Genomic DNA, 24,122 nt, shown 5'->3' on the forward strand with positions numbered 1-24,122 from the left:
ATCTTTTGCGTTGCTTCTTACATATACCCGGGCACGCGAGAATCGTCAACGAAGTCCATGAAGCGCGTGTACTCGGCGTTGAACGCCAGCGTGATGTCGCGCGTGGGGCCGTTGCGGTGCTTCGCCACGATCAGCTCGGCCGTTCCCAGGTCGGGGCGATCTTCGCTTTCAGCCTCCATCTCGTCCATGCTTCGGTCGATGAACATAACGATGTCGGCGTCTTGCTCGATAGCGCCGGATTCACGCAGGTCGGAAAGCATGGGGCGCTTCTTGCCGCGCATCTCAACGGCACGGGACAGCTGCGACAGAGCAATAACGGGCATGTCCATCTCCTTGGCAAGCACCTTCAAGCCACGCGAGATTTCTGCGACCTCAACGGCGCGGTTGCCGTCGCGGCGAGCCTGCGGAGGCTGCATAAGCTGCAAGTAGTCAACGATGATGAGGCCTTTTTCCGCGTCGCGCAGTTCGCGGCGGGCCTTTGCGCGCAGCTCCAAGATGGAAAGCGCCGGCGTGTCGTCGAACTCGATTTTCAACTTCGAAAGGTTACTCGAAGCCTCGATGATGGCCGCCCAGTCGGCGTCTTGCACCTGACCTGCGCGCAGCTTCGACAAGCTGACGCGCGCTTCCGAGGCCAAAACACGTTGTACCAGCTGAGAGGCGCTCATTTCCAGCGACAGGAACGCCACGGTTGCGCCCAGCTTCGCTGCGCTGGTTGCAAGGTTCAACGCGAACGCCGTCTTGCCGACACCAGGACGCGCCGCAAGAATAACCAGGTCGCCGCCGCGGAAACCGTGAAACAGGTCATCAACGTCTTTGAAACCAGATGCCACGCCGGAAATCTTGTTCTCCTGCGCCGCCATTTCCTGCAATTCTTCGAAGGCGTCGACCAGCAACGTGTCGATGCCCGTGAACGCCGACGAAACGCGCTGCTCGGTAACGCGGAACAGCGTTTTCTCCGCCGACTCCACCACCACGCCTAAATCGTCGGGAGCATCGTAGGCCATGGCCTTGATTTCCTCGGACGCTCGGATAAGGTCGCGCAAAATAGCGGTGCGCTTAACGATTTCAACGTGGTTTTGCCAGTTCGTCAGAGCGAACGTGTTCGAGGAAAGCTCAAGCAGGTACGACCTGCCACCCACAGCTTCAAGCTGGCCGGCAGCATTGAGGTTGTCTGCCACCGAGATCTGATCGATGGGGATATGGCGCACGTACAGGTCCACCATCGACTCGAAAATGCGCTGATGGGAAGCGCGGTAGAAGTTCTCGGGGACCAGCTTCGCCGCCACGTCCTCAATGGCCGCAGGGGTCAACATGCACGCTGCCAACACCGATTTCTCAGCTTCAATGTTCTGAGGCTCCACTTTTCGGTTTGGCTGCGTACCGGCAACCTCAGGCGCGAAATCGGGATTGTAGGGAACGTCAACGGGCATGTGTCATCCTTTCTTTGCTTCGGCTATTTTACCGCAGCCTACACCGCGCGCCGATTTTCCATCGCCCCTTTACGGTGCATGGCGTGCTCTACGCTCGCGCAAGATGCAACCTTTGGCAAGACGAAACCACCAAGCAGCAATACAGCATCAAGGCGAAGGTAACGAACAGCTGTTGACCCGTTATTCGATGGTGTCAACCCAGCCTAGCGGCATGCGCGCGCCCCACACCACCCACGCCGCGCCGCCTCACGTCATCACAAGCAGACCCGCACCATGGGCGAAAAAAATCCCCGCACCGAAACGATGCGGGGATGCAAAAGTCTTCAAAAAAGACGCTGCGTTATTCAGCAGCCTCTTCCGTTGCGACTTCCTCAGCCTCGGGAGCAGCCTCTTCGGCCTCTTCCTCAGCCTCAACCTCGTCGATGCCGACGAGCAGGGTCACCGTGGCCTTGATGTCACGGTAGATGGAGATGACAACCTCGTGCTGACCAGCCGTCTTGATGGCCTTGCCAGCCTCAATGCGACGACGGTCGATCTCGACGCCCAGGGACTCCTTGATGGCCTCGGCGATCTGAGCGGCGGTAACGGAGCCGAACAGCTGGCCCTCTTCGCCGACCTTCGCGTCAACCTTCACGGAAGCACCGTCAAGCGCAGCCTGCAGCTTGGCAGCGTCGGCCAGGCGAGCCTCTTCGCGCTTAGCGATGTTCTTCTTGCGCATCTCCAGCTGCTTCAGGTTGCCCTTCGTAGCCAGGATGGCGATGCCCTGCGGCATCAGGTAGTTGTTGGCAAAACCGGGGGCCACGTCCACGACGTCGCCTTCGCCGCCCTTGCCCTTAAGCTCTTGGAGCAGGATGACTTTCATGGTTCCTCCTTGCGCCTAGCGATTGCGGCGGTCGCCGCGGCCGCTGATGGCGGGAACCGCGTAGGGCATCAGAGCCATCTCGCGAGCGCGCTTCACGGCGTTCGCGATGTCACGCTGGTGCTGGGTGCAGGCACCCGTCACGCGGCGCGGCTTGATCTTCCCGCGGTCGGTAACATACTTGCGCAGCATCTGAGTATCTTTGTAGTCGATGTACTCCGCGTCCTCTTTGCAGAACTGGCAGTACTTGCGACGAGGCTGCTTCGCGTAATCGGACATTTCGTAAACCTCTTTCGCTTAAAACGGGATATCTTCGTCGTAAACCGAAGCAGAGGCATTCATAATCGGTGCCGGAGCAGGCTGAGCAGCCATCATAGGCTGAGGCTGCGGGGCGTAGCCAGCGGACATGCCGTTGTCGTAGCCCTGGTTCGCGCTGTTGCGGCTCGACATGAACTCCAACTCGTCAACGATCACTTCAAGCTTGCTGCGGCGCTGACCGTCACGCTCCCAGGAGCTGTAACGAAGCTTGCCTTCGATGGCCACTTTCGTGCCCTTCGTGAGGTACTGCTGAAGCTTTTCCCCGCGGGTTCCGAACATGGTGCAATCGACGAAGTTCGGGTAATCCTCCCAATCGCCGGTCTGGGGGTTCTTGCGACGGTCGTTGACCGCCACGCCAAAGCCCAGTATTGCCATACCGGATTGCGTTGAGCGAAGCTCTGCGTCGCGCGTAAGATTTCCGCTGATCATTACTCGGTTGATGCTCATGTGAATCTACCTCTTCTCATGCTGGGGCCTATGACGAGAAGGCCCCTACGTCAAATCCTAATCGCGGTCGGTGCGCTTCACGATCATGTGGCGAACAACAGCATCAGTGATGCGAAGCACGCGATCGAGTTCTGCAACCTCGGCGGGATCAGCGTGGAAATCGATGAGGGTGTAGACACCATCGGTCAGACCATTGATCTCGTAAGCGAGTTTACGCTTGCCCCACTCGTCGACGTTGTCAACGGTACCCTGGGCAGCAGTGATCACGCCCTGGATACGGTTCAGCGTATTTGCGCGGGTTTCCTCGTCGGTAGACGGAGCGACAAAAAACAGCAGTTCGTAAGCCTTCATCAGCTCACCTCCTTTGGACTTTACGGCCCCGGGCTGGTGAAGGCATACACCGGGGCAGGAATTAGCCCGTCTATATTAGCAAAAGGCCGCTTCCTGTTCCAGACAAACATCCATTACGAGCGCATCTGCATCTTTTCATCACATATCGCCTGTTCAGCACCTGCAAACGTAGTAGCGCATCCCGACCGCAGCTGCCATGATGGCACACGAACCTTGCAGACCTTTTGCCAATATAGCGAACGAGGTTCGTCGAGACCTTGCCGACGAACCTCGTTTGTTTGTATGCGCATGTTGCGCCGATGCGCGCAAAACCTTGCAGATATCTTAACGGCTACAGCCTTCCCATACGCAATGCGGCTTTAGCCGAGAAACGTGCTATTCCTCAGCCTCGTCTTCCCCTTCGGCTTCTTCCTCGGCGGTGTACTTCTCGTCGATCTCGTCGTCCGAGTACTCACCAGGGGCCTTCAGGGCAATCATGAAGTTCGGGGCGTGGCCGATGTAGGCAGGCTCCTCCTCAAACGTGATGCTACCGTCTTCATTCTGCTCGTAAAGGTACCCAACCGCAAAGCCTTGGTCAGCACCAGGGACACCGCCTTCGGCTACCAACGCGTCTTTCGTGCCTTCGTCGATTTCGACGTAACCGTCGTAGCAGAACGAATACGCCTGCGCGCCCTGCGCGTGCTGCACCGTATGCTGCGCCGTCGCAAAGCAAGCGTCAACGGTTTCGCCGGGGTGGCTTTCAATGAACAGGTTGTCCTTCACCACCAGCGACGTGAAGGGAACCACTTCGTTGCTTTGCGTCAACTTTTCCTTCGCTTCGTCAAGCGAGAACAACAACACCTTTTCCAGTACTTCGGGAATTTCGGGAACCTGATCGTCAGAGCTTTCAACAACACGGTCTGCCATTGGTGCATCCTTTCTTCCTTGAACAAGGGAAGCCACGCTCCCGCATGCATCTACGATGCATCCAGTGTAGCGCGGCTTGCTGTGAGAGGTACCTATTTGATGTGGGAATCGTTGAAATCCCGCAACCTTTAGCGACGATGCTTCTTGCGGCGAACCTTGTAGCCCTTCTTCTTGCCGCTGATGCCCTTTTCCTTCATGGCAACGATAAGCTTCTCGGTGATGGCGTCGAGCTGCTTGACCTCCTCGGCGGTCAAGCAGGACAAGATTTCATCGGCCGTGCGATCGTTCGCGGCGACGCGCTTTTCAGCAAGCTCGCGGCCAAGGTTGGTCAGCTTGACGGCGTAGGTGCGCGGCTCGTCAACGCTTTCGATGGTGACGTACTCGTTGCGCTGCGCCTTCTTCACGACGTCCTTCAGGTTGCTGCGATTTATGCCGAGCGTCTTCACCAGCTCGCGCTGCGTGGCACCGTCGTTTTCCAGCAGGGCGCGCAGCAGGGCACCCTGACCACGCTTGTAGCTTTTCGGGCCGTTCTTATGGAACGCCAGGCGAACCAGCTTATTTGCTTTCTTCAGTTGCGCAAGAGACTTTGCGGCTTCGTTCATGGTACGTCCTTTCATTTGGAGAGTGGCTAAAGTATAGGACGTGCCTTATGTCGATGTTTCACGTGAAACGCTTTATACACAAACACTTCGCGGATTAATATTTTCGCAGGTTATTCTGCAGTTTAAATTATTCACGAATTACGAATATCAACCCGACAGCATTGCGGATTCGCATATCAGGACCACATCTTTAGACACCCCGCAAGATGCCCTACGCACTCGAAAGGCAAGTTCGAACCAGAGAGACCCTCGCCTCTCGGTCCGAATCCTCAGCAAGACCCCTGGAAAAAGAAAAGGTTCCTGCAATTGCAGGAACCTAAAATCGCGTGGCGGAGGAGGAGGGATTCGAACCCTCGTCACCGGGGTTTCCGGTGAAACGGTTTTCGAGACCGCCGCATTCAACCACTCTGCCACCCCTCCGCATGGGGTGCAGCCGACCGGTTTTCAAAGCCGACTGTATAAAAAAGGCGTTACCATAAAGGTTCCGCCGGGATAATTCTGGCGGAGAGATGGGGATTCGAACCCCAGATACGCTTTTGGCGTATACACGATTTCCAATCGTGCACCTTCGGCCAGCTCGGTCATCTCTCCGCTTGCTTACATTCTGCACAGCGTTCATGTTGTTTCTCATGTGCCCATGCAGCGGTTTAGTAGTTTACCTCATTTAGCACGAACTCACAAGGGAATAATACTCATTATTTTTGCCATTTTTTGCAACTTGAAGCGGAACGTCAAACAACGAGCTCATAACCTTGTCCGTAAGCATGTCCTCCTTCGCACCATCGGCGAACAGCTTGCCTTCCTTGATCAGCACCAAACGGCTGATTTCGGGAATGATGTCCTCGGGATAATGCGTGATCAGCACAATGCCTTTGCCCGCGCGCGCCAAATCGCGCATGCTCGAGCGCACGTAGTACATGCCTTCCGGGTCAAGGCCCGTGCACGGCTCGTCAAGCAGCAGCGTGCTGGGGTCGTGTACCAACGCGCGCGCAAACAGCACGCGGCGCGCCTGGCCGCTCGACATCGTCATGATGTCCTGGTCGGCCAGCTTCGCAACACCCAGCATCTCCATGGCCTCAAGCGCCTTGGCGTGCGAACGCTCGTCGGGGTGCACGTGGCGCGGCAAGCCCAACGTGCCGAACAAGCCGCCCTCCACAATGTCCACGGCAGGCAGATGCACGTTGATTTGCGACTGCATCGTCGACGACACCACGCCAAGCGTCTTTTTCACCTCGTCAAGCGTGGCGCGGGGGTTCCCGTTGAACTTCACCGGAGGCTTCTCACGGTACAGCGGCATGACTTCACGCGTGATCAGCTTCACAAACGTAGACTTGCCGGCGCCATTCGGGCCGAGCAGCGCGATGTTCTCCCCTTTCGCCAGGCTGAACGAATCCACATGAAGGATCATCCTGCTTTGGCGCACCACCTCAGCGTTTTCGAGCTCGAAAAGCGGCTCGGCTGCTTGCATTTGTTCATTCATAGTTACCATCCTGGCTTAAACAAAGAAGGGAACCCGGTGCTGCGGATTCCCTTCTGATGTACGTGTTTCTGCCGTTAACGGCTAGTTTGCGGAAGAAGTTTTCGTGGTGCTTGCATCGCCCTCGGTAGAGGCAGTCGACTCGTTATCGGCCGTATTCGCCGAATCGGTGGTAGCACCATCGCTGCCGGACTCATCGGACGTCGAAGAGCTGTCGGACGTATCGGTCTGATACTTCGACATATCCACGTCGTAAGGCAGGCCGGAAGGCATGTCGTTGATCTGCAGGTCGGAGGAATCCTTCTTCTCGCTCAGCCAATTCTGGTAGTTCGTGGTCTGACCCCGAGACTGCAGCGACTCCTTGATAGATTCCTGCCACTCGGTAGGAATCTGGTCGATGCTGGTCACCTTCACCGTTTCGGTACCGTCATCGGCGGTTTCCTTCGGTGCGTTGAACACGTCAGTGCACTTGATGATATGAATGCCATATGTGCTGGTAACAAGGCCGCTGACCTGGTCTTTCTCAAGGCCGTTCAGCGCATCGGTGTACTCCTGCACAAAGGAGTTGGTCTTATCCCAACCCACATCGCCGCCATTTTCGGCAGAACCCTTATCCTGGGAGTACTGCTTGGCAGCCTCGGCGAAATCAAGCTCGCCGGAGTTAATCTTGTCCAGAACCTCCTGAGCGGTTGCCTCGTCATCGGAATTGAACAGGATGTGAGAGGAACGCTTCGCGCCATCGTACGCGCTTGCATACATCTGCGCATACTGCAGCATGTCCTCATCGGAAGGCTGCTCGTCGGACGTGAACGTGTTGTACAGCTCTTTTGCCTTGAGCTGCAGTTCAATTTCAGAACGATACTCGTCCTCGGTCATGCCCGCCTGCCCAAGCGCGGCCTGCCACTTGTCGTCGCTATCGTAGTTGGCCTTCATTTTGTCGACATAGCTGTCCACCTCGGAGCTGTCGACAGTGATGCCCTTCTCTTCGGCACCGGAGTTGATAAGCTCGCGGGTGACGTACGTGTTGATGATCTGTTCGCGCACGCCTGCCGGGTCGGTACCCATCTGGGCCAGGTAGTTGCCCCAGGAATCTTCGTCAGTCAGACCCTGCTGCTCGCGCACGCTTTGGATGTAATCCGTCACCGTATCTTCGTAGATGTTGGTGCCGTTGATGGTTGCTGCCACCGCGCCGGAGCCGGACGACTGGTTGTTGCTGGAGCAACCGGCAACGCCCATGATGCAGGCCGCCGACAAGCCCATCGCGCAAACCGTCGAGATAATGCGAGATGCCTTCATAGAACCCTTCCTCAGAATTGCCAAAACCGCTTTATACCAGGCGGTTTAATCTGAAATGCTTCGTGCGCATTTTCCCACAGCGCTCATCAGAGTTATCTTCACAGCACAATATGCCCATGCAGGTTTCACAGTACCCAAGGGTTCCTACATCATTTGGCGTAATCTGACGAAAAAGACGGCCCCGAGGGGCCGTCTTTTTCGTGCGTTCTCTTAGCCGTGCGACAGTCGCTTTCACTGTTTCGCGGCGGCATAAGCAGTTGCAGTTTTATTTCTTCGCAGCCTTCTTACGCTCGATGGTGCTGAGGATGCGCTTACGCAGGCGAATGGACTGCGGCGTGATCTCCACCAGCTCGTCGTCCTCGATGTACTCGAGCGCCTCTTCAAGCGTGAAGGTGATCGGCGGCGTCAGCTGGATGGCCTTGTCCGCGGTGGAGGAACGCTGATTGCCCAGGTTCTTCGTCTTGGACACGTTCACCACCATGTCGCCTTCCTTGGCGGACTCTCCCACGATCATGCCCTCGTAGCACTCGTCGCCCGGCTTGACGAACAGACGGCCGCGCTGCTGCAGCGTGTCGAGCGCGTATGCAACCGCCTTGTCGGTTGCCATGGCGATCATGCCGCCGTTCTTGCGGCCTTCCATCTCGCCGGAGTAAGGGCCGTACTCGCGGAAGTGGTGGAACAGCACCGCTTCGCCATGCGTTGCGTTGAGGATGCGGGTTTTCAGGCCCATGGTGCCGCGCGACGGGATGCTGAACGTCAGGTGCGTCATGTTCTCATCAGACGCCATGTCCTCCATGATGCCGCCGGCGGTGCCCATGACCTCGATGGCCTTGCCGGAGTAATCGTTCGGCACGTCGACGGTGGCTTCCTCGATAGGCTCGAGTTTGTTGCCGTGCTCGTCGGTCTTGTACACAACCTGCGGGCGGCCGACCTGGAATTCGAAGCCTTCGCGGCGCATGGTTTCCATAAGCACGGACAGATGCAGCACACCACGGCCGGCAACGCGCACGCCAGACTTGTCCTCGGTCTCGTCGATGCGCATGGAAATGTTGCTTTCCTTCTCGCGCATCAGGCGCTCTTTGAGCTGGCGGGCACCGACGATATCGCCTTCGCGGCCCACAAGCGGGCTGGTGGAAGCTTCGAAGACAACGGCCATCGTAGGCTCTTCAACGGCGATGGGCTCCATTTCCACCGGATTTTCCGGATCGGTGATGACATCTCCGATGTCGGCGGCCTCAACACCGATGACGGCCACGATGTCGCCCGCGTGGGCCTCGGGAACTTCCTGTTTGCCCAGGTTCTCGAACGTGTACACCTTGCGAATCTGCGCTTTGTACTCGTTGCCGTCGGGCTGCACCACAAGCACCTGCTCCTTCTCGTGCAGCGTGCCGCTATGCAGACGTCCGACGCCGATGCGACCTTCGTAGCTGCTGTGGTCGACGGTGCACACCTGCAGGGCAACCGGGCCGTCCACGTCAACGTCGGGGCACGGAATCTCGTTGATGATAGTGTCGAGCAACGGAACCATGTCCAGGTTGCCGTCCTCGGGGTCCATGCGCGCGTAGCCGTTCACGGCAGAGGCGTACACCACGGGGAAGTCAAGCTGCTCGTCGGATGCGCCCAGTTCAACCATCAGGTCGAACACCTTGTCAACGGCACCTTCGGGATCGGCGTTGGGGCGGTCGATCTTGTTCACCACCACCACGATGCGCAGGCCGCGCTCAAGAGCGTGGGACAGCACGAAGCGCGTCTGGGGCTTCGGGCCCTCGTAGGCGTCGACGATCAGCAGCGCGCCGTCGGCCATGTTGAGCACGCGCTCCACCTCGCCGCCGAAGTCGGCGTGGCCAGGCGTGTCGATGACGTTAATCTTGATGCCCTTGTAGTGGATGGAGATGTTCTTGGAAAGAATGGTGATGCCGCGCTCGCGCTCCTGGTCGTTGGAGTCAAGAACGCGCTCTTGAACTTCCTGGTTCTCGCGGAACACGTGGGACGACCACAGCAGGCGGTCGACCAGCGTGGTCTTGCCGTGGTCAACGTGAGCGATGATAGCGACGTTGCGTAGACCTTCTTGCTTCATACGGTTGTGTTACTCCTCTTCCATTTCTTGCGCGATGCGGCGCTCTTCCTTATTCAGTTCGTCAATATGCTCGTTAAGCGTAGCGATAGAACGTTGAGATGATACCACCTGCACAATGCCCCAGATGGCCGCGGTAGACGCTATGGCCGCAACCACACCGAACAACCCGAAAGGGCGCCGGCCGCAGAACAGAGCCACCAGACCGCCCACAACCGCCATGCCGATGCCGTTGCGGCGCTCGTCGAGCACGGCGTCGCGCTGGCGAACTAGCTGCGTGCGGGCAGCGGCTATGCCGGCAAGGCGCGCATCGTCGGCATCATAGCCGGCACGGGCCGATGAGGAAGCGCCTGAAGCGGCGCGCGAGCCCTTGCGCCCCTTCGACGACGTCAGGTAGTCGTAGGCTTCCTGCAGGTTCTTGAACTGTTCCGTAGCGCGTTCCTGCAGCTTTTTGTTCGTTGCGAAGCGATCGGGGTGCAGAATCTGGGCCGTCTCGCGGTAGGCGGTCTTGATATCCTCGTCCGTTGCGTCCTCGTCAAGGCCCAACGTACGCAGCGCTTCCAATCGGTTCATAGCACCTCGCTTGATAGAGCGGTTTTCTTCGCTTGCCATGGTATAAAAAATCGCAGGCACCATGCCTGCGATTCAAAAATCACACCTGCAAAAAAAGAAGCTCCTCCGCAATGCAGGCAAAAAAAAATTGCAGGCCCGTTACCAGACCTGCAATCAAACTTCCATGGTGGAGGTTAGGGGGATCGAACCCCTGACCTCAGGCTTGCAAAGCCCGCGCTCTCCCAGCTGAGCTAAACCCCCATCGGCTGCACTTAACAATAATAAACGCTCCACCGGCAAACTCGGCTCACGGTGGAGCGTTTATCGCAAATACTGGTGGGCCCGAATGGATTTGAACCAGCGACCTCACGCTTATCAGGCGTGCGCTCTAACCAACTGAGCTACGGGCCCTTTCGAAAAGTGCTCGTCTATTATAACCACCTCTTCAACGGATGGTCAAGAAGAATTTTCAACTTTTGAGAAAAATTTTTTCTGGCCAGTATTCATTGAAGAAAGCGCAGGTCAAGCGTGATTTTATGGCTATAATCACGCTTGAAGGGTTGCAGGGGATACGTTATATGAGTTTTCAACTCATATAACAAGGAGGGCTGTTTCGTGATACCGATTGTCGTTCAAACGCTTATCGTCACCAGCGCGCCTGGACCCTCTGCCCTTGTCTTGCGTCCGCTTGAAGACAGCGTCTCTGACGGCAAGTACCGCGTGGTTCCCATATGGGTTGGCGTTGCCGAGGCAACGCAGTTGAGCATCGCGCTTGAGCACACGAAGATGACCCGGCCTATGACGCACGACCTATTCCTTGACGCGATTACGAATCTTGATGCCCGCATCGATCATGTCCTTATCAACGACGTTCAAGGCGCCATGTTCTTCTCCAAGCTTTTTCTCTCGCAGCATGGCAGGATCGTCGAGCTTGATGCCCGCCCAAGCGACGCCGTGTCTCTGGCGCTGCGGCAAGATGCTCCCCTGTTCATCGAAGAATCCGTTCTCGAACGCGCGTCCTATCCCTACATCGTTCGCAACAAAACGGGGCTGCCCGTAACTCAGCAGGAACTGGCAGAGTTCCACTCATTCATCTCGAACATCAGCCCCGACGACTTCTCCGCTTAGCAAATGTTTCACGTGAAACACTTGCTAAGCGCAATTCCGGGCGCAGTCACTAGCCAACGTAGCTGATTAGCTCAATCCATCAATCAAGTGCTCAGAGCATAAAGAAAGCCGCCCGTAGGCGGCTTTCTTCGATTCGAGGGAAGCAATCGGCTTTCGTCTATTCTTCGGTCATCTCGTCGATTTGAGACTCGTCCATCTCGCCAGTGCCATCGTCGGCGGCAGCGCCCTGCGCCTTGCCGCGAGCCGAAATGGCAACCGCCGTGACGCGATCGTCCTCGGCAACGTTCATGACGCGAACGCCCTGGGTGGAACGGCCAAGCTCGGAAATGCCATCGACAGGCGTGCGCACAACAACGCCCTCTTCGGACATGATCATAATCTCGTCATCGGCGCCGACGATCTTCATGGCTGCCAGCAGACCTTTTTTCTCCGTCATGGTGATGGTGAACACACCTTGGCCGCCGCGATGGTGCGAAGGATATTCGGAAATGGCCGTACGCTTGCCATAGCCCTTCTCCGTGATCACGAACAGGTCGGTGTCGGGGCGCGCGATCTCCATGCCCAGCACCTTGGCAATCGGCGGCACCGTCATGCCGCGCACGCCCATGGTGCCGCGGCCCATGCCGCGCACTTCATCCTCGGGCCACATGATGGCCTTGCCCGCAGACGACACCATGATGACGTTCTCGCCCTTCGCCACGCGCCGCACGCTGATGAGGTTATCGCCGTCCTTCAGGTTGATGGCGATAAGGCCGTCGCGGCGCGTGCGGTCGTACTGCTCCATGGACGTCTTCTTCACCATGCCGTGCTCGGTGGCGAACATAAGGTATTCGTCAGCCGGGAAGTCCTTCGTAGCGATGACGGCGCTGATGGTCTCGCCCTTCTCAAGCGGCAGCAGGTTCACGATGGCCGTGCCGCGCGCCTGGCGCGATGCCTCGGGCAGCTCGTAGACCTTCAGGCGATACACTTTGCCCTTCGTGCTGAAGAACAGCATGTAGGAATGCGTGGACGCCACGAACAGGTGCTCGACATAGTCGTTGTCCTTGAGGTTCACGGCCTGCATGCCCTTGCCGCCGCGCTTCTGCTGGCGGTACGTGGCAACGGGCAGGCGCTTGACGTAGCCGGCCTTCGTGACCGTGACCACCATGTTCTCCTCGGCAATAAGGTCCTCGACGTCGAGGTCCTTCGCAGCCTCGGACAGCTGCGTCTTGCGCGGCGTGTCGAACTTCTTCTTGACCTCTTGAAGTTCCTCTTTGATGATGTCGTGCACCAGCTGAGGATCGGACAGCACGCGGTTGTAGTACGCGATTTTCTCGCGCAGTTCGGCCAGTTCGCCCTCGATCTTCTCGCGTTCCAAGCCGGTCAGGCGGCGCAAGCGCATCTCGAGGATGGCGGTGGTCTGCTTGTCGGTCAGACCGAATCGCTCGGTCAAACGAGCAGCGGCCTCTTTGTCGGTCTGCGACGAGCGGATGATGCTGATGACTTCGTCGATGTTGTCGAGCGCAACGACCAAGCCTTCCAGGATGTGCGCGCGTTCTTCGGCTTTCGCCAGCTCGTAGCGCGTACGACGCACGATGACGTCTTCCTGGTGCTTGATGTAGTAGTGCAGCGTCTCTTTCAGGGACAAAACGCGCGGCACGCCGTCCACCAGCGCAAGCATGATGACGCCGAAGCCCACCTGCAGCTGTGTGTGCTTGAACAGCTTGTTCAGCACCACCTGCGGGATGGCGTCTTTCTTCAGTTCGATGATGATGTCGATGCCGTGGCGGTCGGCGCCGTCGTGGATGTTGGCGATCTCGGGGAGCTTCTTCTCGCGCACCAGCTCGCCAAGCTTCTCAAGCAGGCGCTGGCGATTCACCTGGTAAGGAATCTCCTTGACCACGATGGAGCTTTTGCCGTTCTTGCCTTCCTCGATTTCGCACTTGGCGCGCACGGTCAAGCTGCCGCGGCCGGTTTCGTACGCATCAAGGACGCCCTTTTTGCCCATGATGATGCCGCCGGTCGGGAAGTCCGGACCGGGCAGCACCTTCATCAGTTCGGCCGTGGTGACCTCGGGGTTGTCCAGCATCAGGCACGTGGCATCGATCGTCTCGCCCAGGTTGTGCGGCGGGATGTTCGTGGCCATGCCAACGGCGATGCCGTTCGAGCCGTTTACGAGCAGGTTCGGAAAACGCGCCGGCAAAACCGTGGGCTCTTCGAGGCTTTCGTCGTAGTTTGGCTGGAAATCGACCGTTTCCTTGTCCAAATCGCGCAACAGCTCCATAGCCGCCTTGTCCAGGCGCGCCTCGGTGTAACGCATTGCTGCGGCGGAGTCGCCGTCGATGGAGCCGAAGTTGCCGTGGCCGTCGATAAGCGGCACGCGCATGCTAAACGGCTGCGCCAAGCGCACCATCGTGTCGTACACGGCAAAGTCGCCATGCGGGTGATACTTACCGATAACGTCGCCGACGGTACGCGCCGACTTCATGTGCGGGCGGTTCGGCGTATAACCGGACTCGTTCATGGCGTACAGGATGCGGCGGTGAACCGGCTTCAGGCCGTCGCGCACGTCAGGCAGCGCGCGGCTGACGATAACGCTCATGGAATATTCCAGGAACGAAGCCGCCATTTCCTTGCCCAGATACGCTGCGCGCACCGTGGTGCCCTCGCCGCCGTTAGCATCCTCGATGATCGAGCCGTGCGGGTTCGCGATCGTGGACATGTCGATAAGCGAGCGCGCCTTGTCTTCCTCGGAAACCGGGCCCGAGGTGACCGTGTGGCCAGGCGCCTCTCCCGCCGTTTCCTGGGCGTCGGTGCCTTCCGCGTCTTGCTGCGCGGCGTCCACCAGGTGCTTCAGGTCGTCGGGAAGCCCCTCGCCGCCTGTGCCCTCGCGATTGTCAGTGTTGTCTGCCATTCATTTCTCCTAAATGTCCAGGAAGCGGACGTCGCGCGCGTGCTTCTGGATGAATTCCTTGCGCGGCTCCACCTGGTCGCCCATAAGCTCGCTTACCGTGCGCTCGGCTTCCGCGGCGTCGTCGATGCTGACCTGCAGAAGCGTGCGCGTGGCCGGCTCCATGGTGGTTTCCCACAGCTGGTCGGGATCCATCTCGCCTAAGCCCTTGTAACGCTGCACGTCGAACTTCTCGGAACCACCCATGGCTTCAAGCTCGCGGCCCAGGCTGTTCTCGTCGTAGATGTAGCGCTCGATTTTCGTGGAGCGGGTGTTCTTCTTCTTCACGCCGAAGATGGGCGGGCAGGCGATGTACACGTAGCCGCGGTTGATGAGCTCCGGCATGTAGCGATAGAAGAACGTCAGCAGCAGGATGCGGATGTGCGCGCCGTCGACATCGGCATCGGTCATGATGATGATGCGGTGGTAACGCGCCTGGTCGGCATCGAAATCGTCGCCGATGTTCGTGCCGATGGCCGTGATGAGCGAGCTGATGGTGTCGCTTGACAGGGCGCGGTGCAAACCTGCGCGCTCGACGTTGAGAATCTTGCCGCGCAGCGGCAGGATGGCCTGCGTCTTGCGATCGCGCGCCTGCTTGGCGCTGCCGCCTGCCGAGTCGCCCTCTACAATGAAGATTTCGGACTCTTCGGGCTTCTTCGACGAGCAGTCGGCCAGCTTGCCCGGCAGGGCGAACGAGTCGAGCACGCCCTTGCGGCGCGTCATCTCGCGAGCTTTGCGTGCCGCTTCGCGTGCCTTCAGCGCCTGCGTGGCCTTGCTGATGATGCGCTTAGCCGGCGCCGGGTTTTCCTCAAGGTATTCAGCCAAGCCCTGCGTCACCGCGTTTTGCACCAGCGGGCGAATCTCGCTGTTGCCCAGCTTCGTTTTCGTCTGGCCCTCGAACTGCGGGTCGTGCAGTTTCACGGAGATGACGGCCGCCAAACCCTCGCGCGTGTCGTCGCCGGACAGGTTGCTGTCTTTCTCCTTCAGGATGCCCTTGCTGCGCGCGTATTCGTTGATGGTGCGCGTGACGGCCTGCTTGAAGCCGTCTAGGTGCGTGCCGCCTTCGTGTGTGTTGATGTTGTTCGCGAACGCCATGACCGAATTCGCCGAGAACGACGTGGACCACTGCATGGCCACCTCGACGGTGCCGTCGGCGTTTTCCGCCTCGAAATAGATGGGGTCGTTCAGCGTTTCGCGGCCTTTGTTCAAAAACTTCACGAAGTCGATGATGCCGCCTTCGTACTGGAACACTTCTCGATGCGGCTCGGACGCAGCATCGGACAGCACGGCATCGGGGTTTTCGCGCTCGTCGGTCAGCGAAATCTTCAGACCTTTGTTCAAAAACGCCATCTCGCGGAAGCGCGCGGCAAGCGTGCCGTAATCGAAGACGGTCGTTTCGGTGAAGATCTCGGCATCGGGCCAGAACGTCACCGTGGTGCCGGTGTGCTCCGACGTGCCCACTTCGTGCAGCTTCTCGCACGTCACGCCGTGGTCGAAGGCAATCTGATATTCCTTGCCGTCGCGGCGCACGTTCACCTGAACTTTGGTGGACAAAGCGTTCACTACCGACACACCCACGCCGTGCAGGCCGCCGGACACCTTGTACCCTTCGCCGCCGAACTTGCCGCCGGCGTGCAGCACGGTCAGAACCACCTCGACCGTGGGGATTTTCTCCTTGGGGTGCAGGTCAACCGGGATGCCGCGGCCGTCGTCGGTGACGGTGATGGAGTTATCGGGATGAATGGTCACCTCGATATGACTGCAGTAACCGGCCAGCGCCTCGTCGACGGCGTTGTCGACCACCTCGTAAACAAGATGGTGCAAGCCGCGCGGACCCGTCGAACCGATGTACATGCCAGGACGCTTGCGGACAGGCTCAAGCCCTTCGAGGACCTGAATGTCCGAGCCGTCGTAATGATCAGGTTTTGCTGCCACTGACACGCTCCTTTTTGGATAACAGTTGCCATATCCTAGCTTGATCTAGAACCTATAGATTTTATCATAGACACTTTTGATGAGAGTTGACTTCATAGCCTCTACAGGCCACCAGAAGCCGCTAGAGCCGTATTTTTTGTTTTAGAGGGCACTTTTGCCGTTTTTTGAAGTTGGCGGCTGCTCGCTTGCGTCTAAAGCGTTCAGAATCGATTCACGCAGGCGCTTGTTCTCCACCGTTTGCGCTTGCTGGCGCAAACGCTCGGCGGCATCGTGGTCGATAAGCGGCTTGGCTGCAGAGCGCGAGAACGCGGCCGTTGCACGCTGGGCATCTTCGCGAAACGGATGGCGCGCCTTCATGTCGAAACGAGCCGGCTTGATGGAAAATGCCTCCACGTGCTCGCCTTGGCGGTTCAAGTGCATCTTGAGCATCTCCTGGCGCGCATCAAGGTCCGAGCGAACCATCGCGTCGTCGCAATACACCACCAGAAGCGTCTTGCCCTGCGGTACGCGAGCGGCCGCCGGGTCGTTCGCTTTATCGGGGCGCATGATGTACACCGCGTTCGTGTGATCGAGGATAAGCGGCGCGGAAGGGCCGTACACCGCCTCGGTGGCCATACGCCAACGCACATGGACTTCCGCGACGCGGCGCGATTTGGCAGCCTGGGCACCCTGCTCCCCCAGGCTCTGCAAAAACTGCTGCAGCCCATCGCCCAATCGAGCCATGCCGGGCCTCCTTACTCCATGGGCAGGCGCACCACGCGCGCCGCCGCCAACACGTCGTCGTCGAAATACGCCAGATTCGCCGTGGTGATGAACGTCTGAATGTCCCCGGACACGAACTTCACCAGCGATGCGCGGCGCTGCGCGTCAAGCTCGCTCATAACGTCGTCGAGCAAAAGCACCGGCTTTTGCCCCAGCAGATCGCAAATAAGCGTCACTTCCGCCAACTTGAACGCTAGCACCACCGAACGCTGCTGCCCTTGACTTCCATATATGCCAACGGGGCGGCCTTCTACGTAGAATTCGATGCGATCGGCGTGCGGGCCCACCAAGCTGCGCCGGCGCGCGCGTTCCGCTGCCGCTTGGCTTTTCAGGGCGGCAGCCATCTCCTCGCGCACCTTGTCGCGCTCAAGCTGCACGCCCGGCTCGATCCAGCGGCCCTCTTCGTACCACGAAGGCGCATAGCGCGCCGCAAGCTGCTCGCGGCCGCCCGTGATGTCGTGGTAGTGCGACGCCATAGCTCGCCCAAGCTTTTCGAACAGCGCCGCGCGATAGCACACAAGCTGCGCGCCGCACGTCACCATCATGTCGTTCAGACTTTCGATCAGAAGCGGGGACGCCTCGTCTTTCAGCAGCGCGTTTTTGTTCCGCAGCACCTTGTCCCAATCGCGCCGGATAAGGTAGTGGTTCTTCGACAGCTGCGACCCCACGCCGTCAAGGGCGTTGCGCCGGCCCGTCATGGACCCCTTCGCCAGCTCAAGGTCGTCGGGCGTGAACGCCACCGACGGGATGATGCCTTTAAGGTCGACGGCGCGCTTGGGCTTTCCGTTCAGCGTGAAGCGCCGTTTGCCCGCCTCGATGGCCAGTCCAAGCGTCAGCTGGCGGTTGCCGTCGCTGGCCTCGGCGGAAAGCTGCGCCAGCGACGCCCCTTCGCGCACCAGCTGCACGCCCGTCGGATGGCGAAACGACGATTGCGCGGTAAGCAGCTGGATACCCTCCACTACGTTCGTCTTCCCAATGGCGTTAGGGCCAACCAACACGGTAAGGGGCCCTATGCCGCCAAGGTGAAACGACTCGTAGCTGCGAAAATCCCGGAACGAGATATCGGTGATGCGAAGGTCCATGCCGCGTTTTCAGCCTTTAGGAGATGCGAACCGGCATGACCAGGTACAGGAAGTTCTCGCCTTCCGCCGCCTTGAAGATGCCCGGCTTCATGCCCGTCTGAACCTCAAGATATACGTTGTCGGTGCCCACAGACCCCAGCCCGTCAAGCACGTAAGCGTAGTTGAACGCGATTTCGACGTTCTCGCCCTCTCCCTGGCACGTCAGGGTTTCCTGGGCGCTGCCCACGTCCTGTGCCGCGGCGGAAAGCTGCACCGTCTGGCTATCCACGTCGATGGCGAACTTCACCGGCGAGCTTTGCTGGCCCAAGATGGACGTGCGCTTCACGCCCGACACCAGATGAGACACGTTCAGCTGCACGCGCGTGTTGTACGAATCGGGAAGCAGCTGGCGATAGTTCGGGAAGTTGCCCTCGATGCGGCGGTTGATGAACACGGTGTCGTGATACGTCACCACGATCTGGTTCTCGGCCAGCGCGATGGTCAGCGGGTCGTCCGTGCGGTTCAGGGAAGCAAGCTCCTGCAAGAACGAGCCGGCGATGACGGCCTGGAAGCCCTCGGCGGCAGGCTCGTCAAGCTGCGCCTCGGTGATGGCAAGGCGGTACGAGTCGGTCGCGACCATCTTCAGCGTCGCGCCCTCAAGCGTGATAAGCACGCCGGTGAGGATGGCGCGGCTTTCATCTTTCGATACAACGCGGGCCACGCGCTTGACCATCGACGAGAACTGAGAGAACGGGATGGAAATGGCCTGCTGCGTATCAACGTGCGGGAAGCCGGGGAAATCCTCGGCGTCAAGCGTCTTGATGGAGAACGAGGACGCGTCGCACGTGATGACGGCGGCCTCATCGAGCGTCTCAACATGCACGGCGGCATCGGGCAGGTTCTTCACGATGTCGAAGAACAGCTTGCCGGGGAACACCGAGCGCCCTTCTTCTTCGATGAGCGCGGGGATGGTGTATTGAATGGACAGCTCCAAGTCCGTGGCTTGCAGCGTCACGTGATCGTTTTGCGCATTGAGGTAAATGCCGGACAGGATAGGCAGCGTTGAACGGGTTGCTATGCCCTTGAGAACAACGGCTAAGGCGTCTTGCAGCTCTGCTTGGTTAATGCTGAATTTCACAGGCTTCTCTTTCTCTCAGTTGATTGCTGTTCCCTGCGCTTGTTGAAGTGAGGTACTTATTATCTTCTAAAGGCTTGTTTTAAATAATAGGTTTTTGAATAGTAGTATTAATAAGGGCGGTGGAATTGTTGAGAACTTTCAAAACCCCACTTCAGCCATCAAAAACTATTCGATTTTCGTTGTGGATGATGCGCTCCTTCGGTTAACCGCTTTTATTGACTTCGTTATCTTTCCCCTGCACTGCACTACTTTTCTTCTGCTTTCCTCAACCTTTTCGGCATGTTTTCCTCAATGGTCGGAAAAGCGCAGGTCGGAAGCGATGTTTCACGTGAAACAATTCGGAACGCGCCCGATGTTTCACGTTATGCTTCGCGGATGATCTGCTGCAGTGCCTCGATTTCTTCTCTGAGCAATCGGTTTTCCTTCAGCTTCGTTTCGATCATGGTCACGGAATACAACGCGGTCGAGTGGTCGCGGTTGAATTTCTTCCCGATGCTCTCGTAAGGCATGTCAAGCAGCTGCCTGCACAGATACATGGCAATCTGGCGGGCGTTCGTGATGCTGCGGCTGCGCCTTTTGCCGACGATTTCGGTGTGGCTGACTTTGTAGAAGCCTTCCACGGCTTTTTGGATGTCCTCGGCGTTCAGGCGTTTGCTCGGTCCGCCTGAGAAGTGGTTTTCCAGCAGCGCCCGCACATCGGCCAGCGTCATGTTCGGCTGGTTTCCGTACGTCATCTGAAAGATGACTTTCGTCACGGCGCTTTTCAGCTCGCGGATGTTCGAGCTGGAACTCTCGGCGATATACGTTTGTATGTCGGCGGGCATGGTGAACGCCATGGAGCCTTCTTGTTCCTGGTATTCGCGGATAAAGCTTTTCACGATGCCCAGTTTCGTTTCGATTTCAGGCGGTTGGATGTCGAACGTGCCGCCGGAATTGAAACGCGTTTTGTAACGTTCGTCGATGTCGATATTCTTCGGCGCGCGGTCGGCCGACAGGACAACCTGCCTTCCCTGGCTAGTCAGCTTGTTGAAGATCTGGAACATGATGTCGAGCGTTTGCTTTTTGCCTTGCAGGTACTGCACGTCGTCCACCAGCAGAACGTCGGCGTCTTCGTATGACGCCTTGAAGTTCTTGTAGCTGGATTTTTCGGTGTCGTGCGCCGCCGATGCCTCGGTGTAGTCGTCGAGCAACTCGGCCGAGTCCTTGTAGACCACCTGCAGCTGCGGCATGTTGCGGTTGATGTAATTCTGGATAGCGCGCAGCAAATGCGTTTTGCCCAGGCCCGATTTGCCGTAGATGAACAAAGGGTTCAAGTGCGGCTTGCCTGGCGCTTCAGCCACTGCCGTTGCCATGGAGTAGGCCAGGCGGTTCGAATCGCCGATGACGAAGTTCTCGAACGTGAGGGTGGAAAGCGGCGTGGAGTTGTCCGATTCCGGTGCTTCGGCGTGCTCTTCCGTGGCAGGTTGCTCCTGGGTTTGGTCGCTTGTTTCTTTTGGCTGCTCTGGTGTGCTGGCTGCTGCCGGCATTGGTGCTGTTGGAACAGACGTGGCATCCGGCTGCCGTGAAGCCTGAGAGACGGGTGCCGGTGTCGGGGCCGCTTCCGCCGAGGGCGTCGGCGGTGCGGCAACGGCGCGCGCGGGAGCGCTTTGCGGCGCCGGTGCTGTAGGCGGGGCAGGTGCCGCCGTCGGGACGGCAGGTGCTGCGGGGGCTGCGGGAGCTGCCGTTTGGGTGGGGTCGACTTCGATGATGACGGTGAACGGCACGCCGCGCAGCTCTTCAAGCGCGCGCTTGATGTAGTCGATGTAGTTGCGCTCGATCCACGTTTTGATGAAATCCGTGTTCGCCGTCAGCATGATGAAGCCGTCGCTGGCAGCTTGGGGATGCAACATGGAGAAGAACGCGTCGATCTGCGAGGGGACGATGCCCTCGTAACCCTTGACGCGGCTGCACACCTCCGCCCAGATCTGCTGAATTTCCTCGCTGTTCATATGGTGTTCCCTGTCGCTTTCGCTGTGTGAGCCTTCGTTCGTCTATGGCGCTGCGGTTACAGCTGCTGCGCCATTTGCCTGCCGACGGCGGTGAGCTGGCGGCGCTTATCGCGCGTCTTCTCCAAGACACCTTCGCCTTCAAGCTTCGTGAGCACGTTGTAAACGCTTGACTGCGCAACACCGGTCAGCGCCACCAAATCGGTCACGCGCAAGGCTCCCTCGTGGAGAAACACGTTGAGGAAATCCCGCTCGCGCTGGTTGAGGGCTGCCAGGCTAGGGCCGGCGTTGAACGTTGCAGGCTGCGCTTGCTGCGCGTTTTGCGCATAAGGATAAGGGGCTGCTTGCTGGTATGCGTTGCCATAGCCTGGCGCCGCCGCGCCGTAAGGTTGTTGCGGTGCGTAACCTTGTGTTGCGGGATAAGGCTGCTGCGGTTGGGCGACGCCTTGAGCCGGATAGGCCGGCGCCTGCATGGGCGCTTGCTGCGCGTATGCAGGCTGCGGTATTTGGTTTGCTGGCGCATAGGGTTCCGGCGCGACGTTGTATCGCGGAGCTGCAATAGACTCTGGCGCCTCGTCGCCGCTTGCGATGTGGTATCGCGGCGCAGGCGCGGCTTCGGAGGCCTCGCTTTCGAGCTTCAGCTCTTCAGGAAGCTCCGGTTTGCTGCCGTTCGCGCTGATGGTGACCACCGAGCCGCTACCTAGGTTGTCTTCGATCGTTATGGTGCCGTGAGTGAAGTCGAGGTACTCCTTCACGATGGGCAACCCCGACCCTACTCCTCTGATGTAGCTTTTCATGGGCTCGATTGCCGAGGTGAATCCGGGAAGCTGCGCGCGGTCTTTGCACGCGATGCCCGGGCCCTGGTCGGCGAACCGGATGGTGCAGCCGTTGTCGAGAATGGATACGGTTGCTTCTTGGAAACGCGCGTGGATGAAGTTTTCCGACACCTCGCGGATGACGGTGTAAGGAATGGTTCCGCCTGCCGCTTTCGACTGTTGATAAACGCTTGTGGCAAGGTTCTCGATGAACTCTGCGGTGGGCGCCGGCTGGATCTCGGTTACGTGCGGCGCGCTGAGCAGGTCGTCGTATAGCGCGATGCGCGCGATCGAATTCACGTGCGTGAAATCAAAAGGCTCCTCGTTGTTCTCGGGTCCTTCGTGAGTCTGGTTTTGCTGGTCCATCTGCGCTTTTACCACTTTCCACAACGTCGTTTTCCAAAGTTTTACACATTTTCGGGAAAATTCTTTAAAAAGTGTACCTTCTTTCGTTTCAAGATTCTATTCATCTGGGGAAATTCCTGAATCCATTGTGGAAAAACCACGAATGCTTGAAAGTTTTTCACTGTTAGCCACCTCGTGTTTTCGAAGTTTTCCACTTTTCATTCATCAATTGTGGAAAACAGCATTGAAAACCGTGAATTCCAGTGAATTCCTTTCGGTGGAATTCGATTCTTGTTGTTGAAAGATAGGGTGGAAAAGCCAGATTCCCCTTGATTTTTTCTCACCGCTTTCGGTTCGTCGTTTTCCTCCGTTGTTTCCACAAGAGGCGGATGGTTTCACGAACAGGAAAGGAGAAGAACTTCTGCAGTGTTTATAAAATGCCTGTTCAAATGGTTGCAAGACTTCTTTTACCTGATGACAACGGCTGAACAAGGATGTGGCGAAAAGCGCTCTTCGGCTCTCCCTGACCACTTCTTCTCAGTGTTTTCCACACCGGTTTTCAGGCTGTTCCGAAGTTTTCAACATTTTCCACAACGGATTCCGCTACCCACGCTTTCCTTCTTTGCGCGCGGAAACGCTTCGATGATGAAAAACCTCTCTTGTTGCTTGATTTCCCCTTCTTACCATCTTGGCAGGCACTTGCCTTGTGCGTTGCGGGATTGCTTTTCCACCGCTCTCTGCCCCTGGCGCAGAGACGAGGTTTTTCCGCCGCTTGGCCTTGGCACCGTTGTGCAGTTTTCCACTACGCTGCACCCTAGCGTTCTTCGGTTGTTGGAAAGCAACCTGTTTCCGCAGGTGGGCTTTCATGATATGGTCATCTTGTGCACACGTTGCCATATAGAGGTAAAAACCTTTGACAGCTGGGCTCAGCGGGTTATACTCAGCAAGTTGCTCTAAACCATGAAAGGGAAACGATATGAAGCGCACCTATCAACCTAACACTCGTAAGCGTGCCAAGTGCCACGGCTTCCGTGCCCGCATGGCAACCAAGGGCGGCCGCAAGGTTCTGGCTGCTCGTCGTGCTAAGGGCCGTAAGCGTCTTTGCGTGTAAAGAGCTCTAGATTGGAGACGATCAAGTCCAAAGCGGACATCTCCGATCTGTTCTCTAGCGGAAAGCGCCTGCGTACACCGTACCTTACGCTCATAGTGTTACCAGCAAAGCAGCACGGCCCCAGTGGTCGTGTTGCTTTTGTTGCAGGTAAGAAATCGGGCAATGCGGTGTGGCGCAACAGCGCGAAGCGCAGGATGCGCGCCGTGTGCCGCGAACTGGGCGGCCCATGCCCTGGCTACGATGTAGTATTTCTCGCGAAGTCGGGTATTTGCCGTGCCAAGTATAGTAAAGTGCTCACAGCGTGCGACGAGGCACTGAAACGCGCAGGAATGCGGTAGGAACTGATTGGAATGAAAAAGGGGTCTGAAAGCATACCTTGTAAGGTAGCAATGCTTCTCATCACTTTTTACCGGGCTGCAATCTCGCCCATGTTCCCTTCTTGCTGCCGTTTTGTTCCAACATGCTCGGAATACGGGCTCATTGCGTTTCGGCGCTACGGCTTCGCAAAAGGCTTAAGGCTGACGGTAAAACGTATTCTACGGTGTCGACCTGGAGGGCCGCACGGTTACGATCCTGTCCCGTAAGGGGGTCGGGCGCGTAG

General features: G+C 58.1%; 23 protein-coding genes and 4 tRNA genes. 5 read left to right on the plus strand and 22 right to left on the minus strand.

The genetic code is table 11. From position 1 onward, the window contains the following. Nucleotides 1–17: 17 nt before the first annotated feature. The 15 genes from dnaB to ET524_RS04245 all read right to left on the minus strand — a co-directional run bounded on the left by dnaB (nt 18) and on the right by ET524_RS04245 (nt 10,723). Nucleotides 18–1,430: a replicative DNA helicase gene (gene dnaB / locus ET524_RS04175; protein WP_129423489.1), complete on the minus strand. Its 1,413-nt coding sequence runs from the start codon at nt 1,428–1,430 to the stop codon at nt 18–20. A gap of 340 nt (nt 1,431–1,770) precedes the next feature. After that, a complete protein-coding gene (rplI, locus tag ET524_RS04180; RefSeq protein ID WP_129423491.1) occupies nt 1,771–2,292 on the minus strand; it encodes a 50S ribosomal protein L9 in 522 nt (173 codons plus the stop codon). A 15-nt stretch (nt 2,293–2,307) separates the two neighbouring features. Continuing rightward, nucleotides 2,308–2,568, minus strand: coding sequence for a 30S ribosomal protein S18 (rpsR, locus tag ET524_RS04185; protein ID WP_042432253.1), 261 nt, complete (start codon nt 2,566–2,568; stop codon nt 2,308–2,310). A gap of 18 nt (nt 2,569–2,586) precedes the next feature. Further along, entirely contained in the window at nt 2,587–3,054 is a 468-nt protein-coding gene (locus ET524_RS04190; RefSeq protein WP_129423493.1) for a single-stranded DNA-binding protein, read from the minus strand. 57 nt (nt 3,055–3,111) lie between these two features. Next, nucleotides 3,112–3,405: a 30S ribosomal protein S6 gene (rpsF, locus tag ET524_RS04195; protein WP_129423495.1), complete on the minus strand. Its 294-nt coding sequence runs from the start codon at nt 3,403–3,405 to the stop codon at nt 3,112–3,114. Between the two features lie 375 nt (nt 3,406–3,780). After that, nucleotides 3,781–4,311: a hypothetical protein gene (locus tag ET524_RS04200; protein ID WP_129423497.1), complete on the minus strand. Its 531-nt coding sequence runs from the start codon at nt 4,309–4,311 to the stop codon at nt 3,781–3,783. A gap of 128 nt (nt 4,312–4,439) precedes the next feature. Then, entirely contained in the window at nt 4,440–4,913 is a 474-nt protein-coding gene (locus ET524_RS04205; RefSeq protein WP_129423499.1) for a MarR family winged helix-turn-helix transcriptional regulator, read from the minus strand. Nucleotides 4,914–5,240: 327 nt separating this feature from the next. Next, nucleotides 5,241–5,333, minus strand: a tRNA-Ser gene (locus ET524_RS04210). A 79-nt stretch (nt 5,334–5,412) separates the two neighbouring features. Then, nucleotides 5,413–5,504 (minus strand) — tRNA-Ser (locus ET524_RS04215). A gap of 73 nt (nt 5,505–5,577) precedes the next feature. Beyond that, nucleotides 5,578–6,393, minus strand: coding sequence for an ABC transporter ATP-binding protein (locus tag ET524_RS04220; protein WP_236648249.1), 816 nt, complete (start codon nt 6,391–6,393; stop codon nt 5,578–5,580). 81 nt (nt 6,394–6,474) lie between these two features. Beyond that, the gene (locus tag ET524_RS04225) at nt 6,475–7,686 is read right to left on the minus strand and encodes a peptidylprolyl isomerase (protein ID WP_129423501.1); all 1,212 of its coding nucleotides are present in this window, start codon (nt 7,684–7,686) and stop codon (nt 6,475–6,477) included. Nucleotides 7,687–7,951: 265 nt separating this feature from the next. Next, nucleotides 7,952–9,763, minus strand: coding sequence for a translational GTPase TypA (typA, locus tag ET524_RS04230; protein ID WP_129423503.1), 1,812 nt, complete (start codon nt 9,761–9,763; stop codon nt 7,952–7,954). A 9-nt stretch (nt 9,764–9,772) separates the two neighbouring features. Then, nucleotides 9,773–10,333 carry a J domain-containing protein gene (locus ET524_RS04235; protein ID WP_129423505.1) on the minus strand — a complete coding sequence of 187 codons (561 nt, stop codon included), beginning with the start codon at nt 10,331–10,333 and terminating at the stop codon, nt 9,773–9,775. Nucleotides 10,334–10,497: 164 nt separating this feature from the next. Continuing rightward, nucleotides 10,498–10,573, minus strand: a tRNA-Ala gene (locus ET524_RS04240). A 73-nt stretch (nt 10,574–10,646) separates the two neighbouring features. Next, nucleotides 10,647–10,723: transfer RNA gene (locus tag ET524_RS04245), tRNA-Ile, on the minus strand. A 204-nt stretch (nt 10,724–10,927) separates the two neighbouring features. On the opposite strand from ET524_RS04245, the gene ET524_RS04250 reads away from it, so the two are divergent. Next, nucleotides 10,928–11,440 carry a bifunctional nuclease family protein gene (locus ET524_RS04250; RefSeq protein ID WP_129423507.1) on the plus strand — a complete coding sequence of 171 codons (513 nt, stop codon included), beginning with the start codon at nt 10,928–10,930 and terminating at the stop codon, nt 11,438–11,440. A gap of 157 nt (nt 11,441–11,597) precedes the next feature. On the opposite strand, the gene gyrA is transcribed toward ET524_RS04250, so the two are convergent. The 7 genes from gyrA to ET524_RS04285 all read right to left on the minus strand — a co-directional run bounded on the left by gyrA (nt 11,598) and on the right by ET524_RS04285 (nt 22,431). Then, nucleotides 11,598–14,333, minus strand: coding sequence for a DNA gyrase subunit A (gene gyrA, locus ET524_RS04255; RefSeq protein WP_129423509.1), 2,736 nt, complete (start codon nt 14,331–14,333; stop codon nt 11,598–11,600). Nucleotides 14,334–14,342: 9 nt separating this feature from the next. After that, nucleotides 14,343–16,304: a DNA topoisomerase (ATP-hydrolyzing) subunit B gene (gyrB, locus tag ET524_RS04260; RefSeq protein ID WP_129423511.1), complete on the minus strand. Its 1,962-nt coding sequence runs from the start codon at nt 16,302–16,304 to the stop codon at nt 14,343–14,345. Nucleotides 16,305–16,445: 141 nt separating this feature from the next. Then, on the minus strand, nt 16,446–17,027 hold the full coding sequence (locus tag ET524_RS04265) for a phosphoadenosine phosphosulfate sulfotransferase (protein ID WP_129423514.1): 582 nt from the start codon (nt 17,025–17,027) through the stop codon (nt 16,446–16,448). 11 nt (nt 17,028–17,038) lie between these two features. After that, nucleotides 17,039–18,148: a DNA replication/repair protein RecF gene (gene recF, locus ET524_RS04270; protein ID WP_129423516.1), complete on the minus strand. Its 1,110-nt coding sequence runs from the start codon at nt 18,146–18,148 to the stop codon at nt 17,039–17,041. A gap of 16 nt (nt 18,149–18,164) precedes the next feature. Further along, complete coding sequence (gene dnaN, locus ET524_RS04275; protein WP_129423518.1) at nt 18,165–19,265, minus strand: DNA polymerase III subunit beta; 1,101 nt, start codon at nt 19,263–19,265, stop codon at nt 18,165–18,167. 362 nt (nt 19,266–19,627) lie between these two features. Further along, nucleotides 19,628–21,253, minus strand: a complete 1,626-nt coding sequence (gene dnaA / locus ET524_RS04280; protein ID WP_129423520.1) for a chromosomal replication initiator protein DnaA — start codon at nt 21,251–21,253, stop codon at nt 19,628–19,630. A gap of 56 nt (nt 21,254–21,309) precedes the next feature. Continuing rightward, entirely contained in the window at nt 21,310–22,431 is a 1,122-nt protein-coding gene (locus ET524_RS04285; protein ID WP_129423523.1) for an ATP-binding protein, read from the minus strand. A 405-nt stretch (nt 22,432–22,836) separates the two neighbouring features. Between ET524_RS04285 and ET524_RS04290 the strand changes: the two genes are divergently transcribed. From ET524_RS04290 to yidD, 4 genes are read left to right on the plus strand one after another with little or no spacing between them, the layout of a single operon-like run. After that, complete coding sequence (locus ET524_RS04290) at nt 22,837–23,367, plus strand: hypothetical protein (RefSeq protein ID WP_129423525.1); 531 nt, start codon at nt 22,837–22,839, stop codon at nt 23,365–23,367. A 19-nt stretch (nt 23,368–23,386) separates the two neighbouring features. Next, nucleotides 23,387–23,521, plus strand: a complete 135-nt coding sequence (rpmH, locus tag ET524_RS04295; RefSeq protein WP_042432297.1) for a 50S ribosomal protein L34 — start codon at nt 23,387–23,389, stop codon at nt 23,519–23,521. An 11-nt stretch (nt 23,522–23,532) separates the two neighbouring features. Beyond that, the gene (rnpA, locus tag ET524_RS04300) at nt 23,533–23,859 is read left to right on the plus strand and encodes a ribonuclease P protein component (protein WP_129423527.1); all 327 of its coding nucleotides are present in this window, start codon (nt 23,533–23,535) and stop codon (nt 23,857–23,859) included. A 51-nt stretch (nt 23,860–23,910) separates the two neighbouring features. Further along, the gene (yidD, locus tag ET524_RS04305; RefSeq protein ID WP_269089564.1) at nt 23,911–24,105 is read left to right on the plus strand and encodes a membrane protein insertion efficiency factor YidD; all 195 of its coding nucleotides are present in this window, start codon (nt 23,911–23,913) and stop codon (nt 24,103–24,105) included. Nucleotides 24,106–24,122 lie beyond the last annotated feature (17 nt).

This window comes from Senegalimassilia faecalis, from assembly GCF_004135645.1.
Classification (GTDB): domain Bacteria; phylum Actinomycetota; class Coriobacteriia; order Coriobacteriales; family Eggerthellaceae; genus Senegalimassilia; species Senegalimassilia faecalis.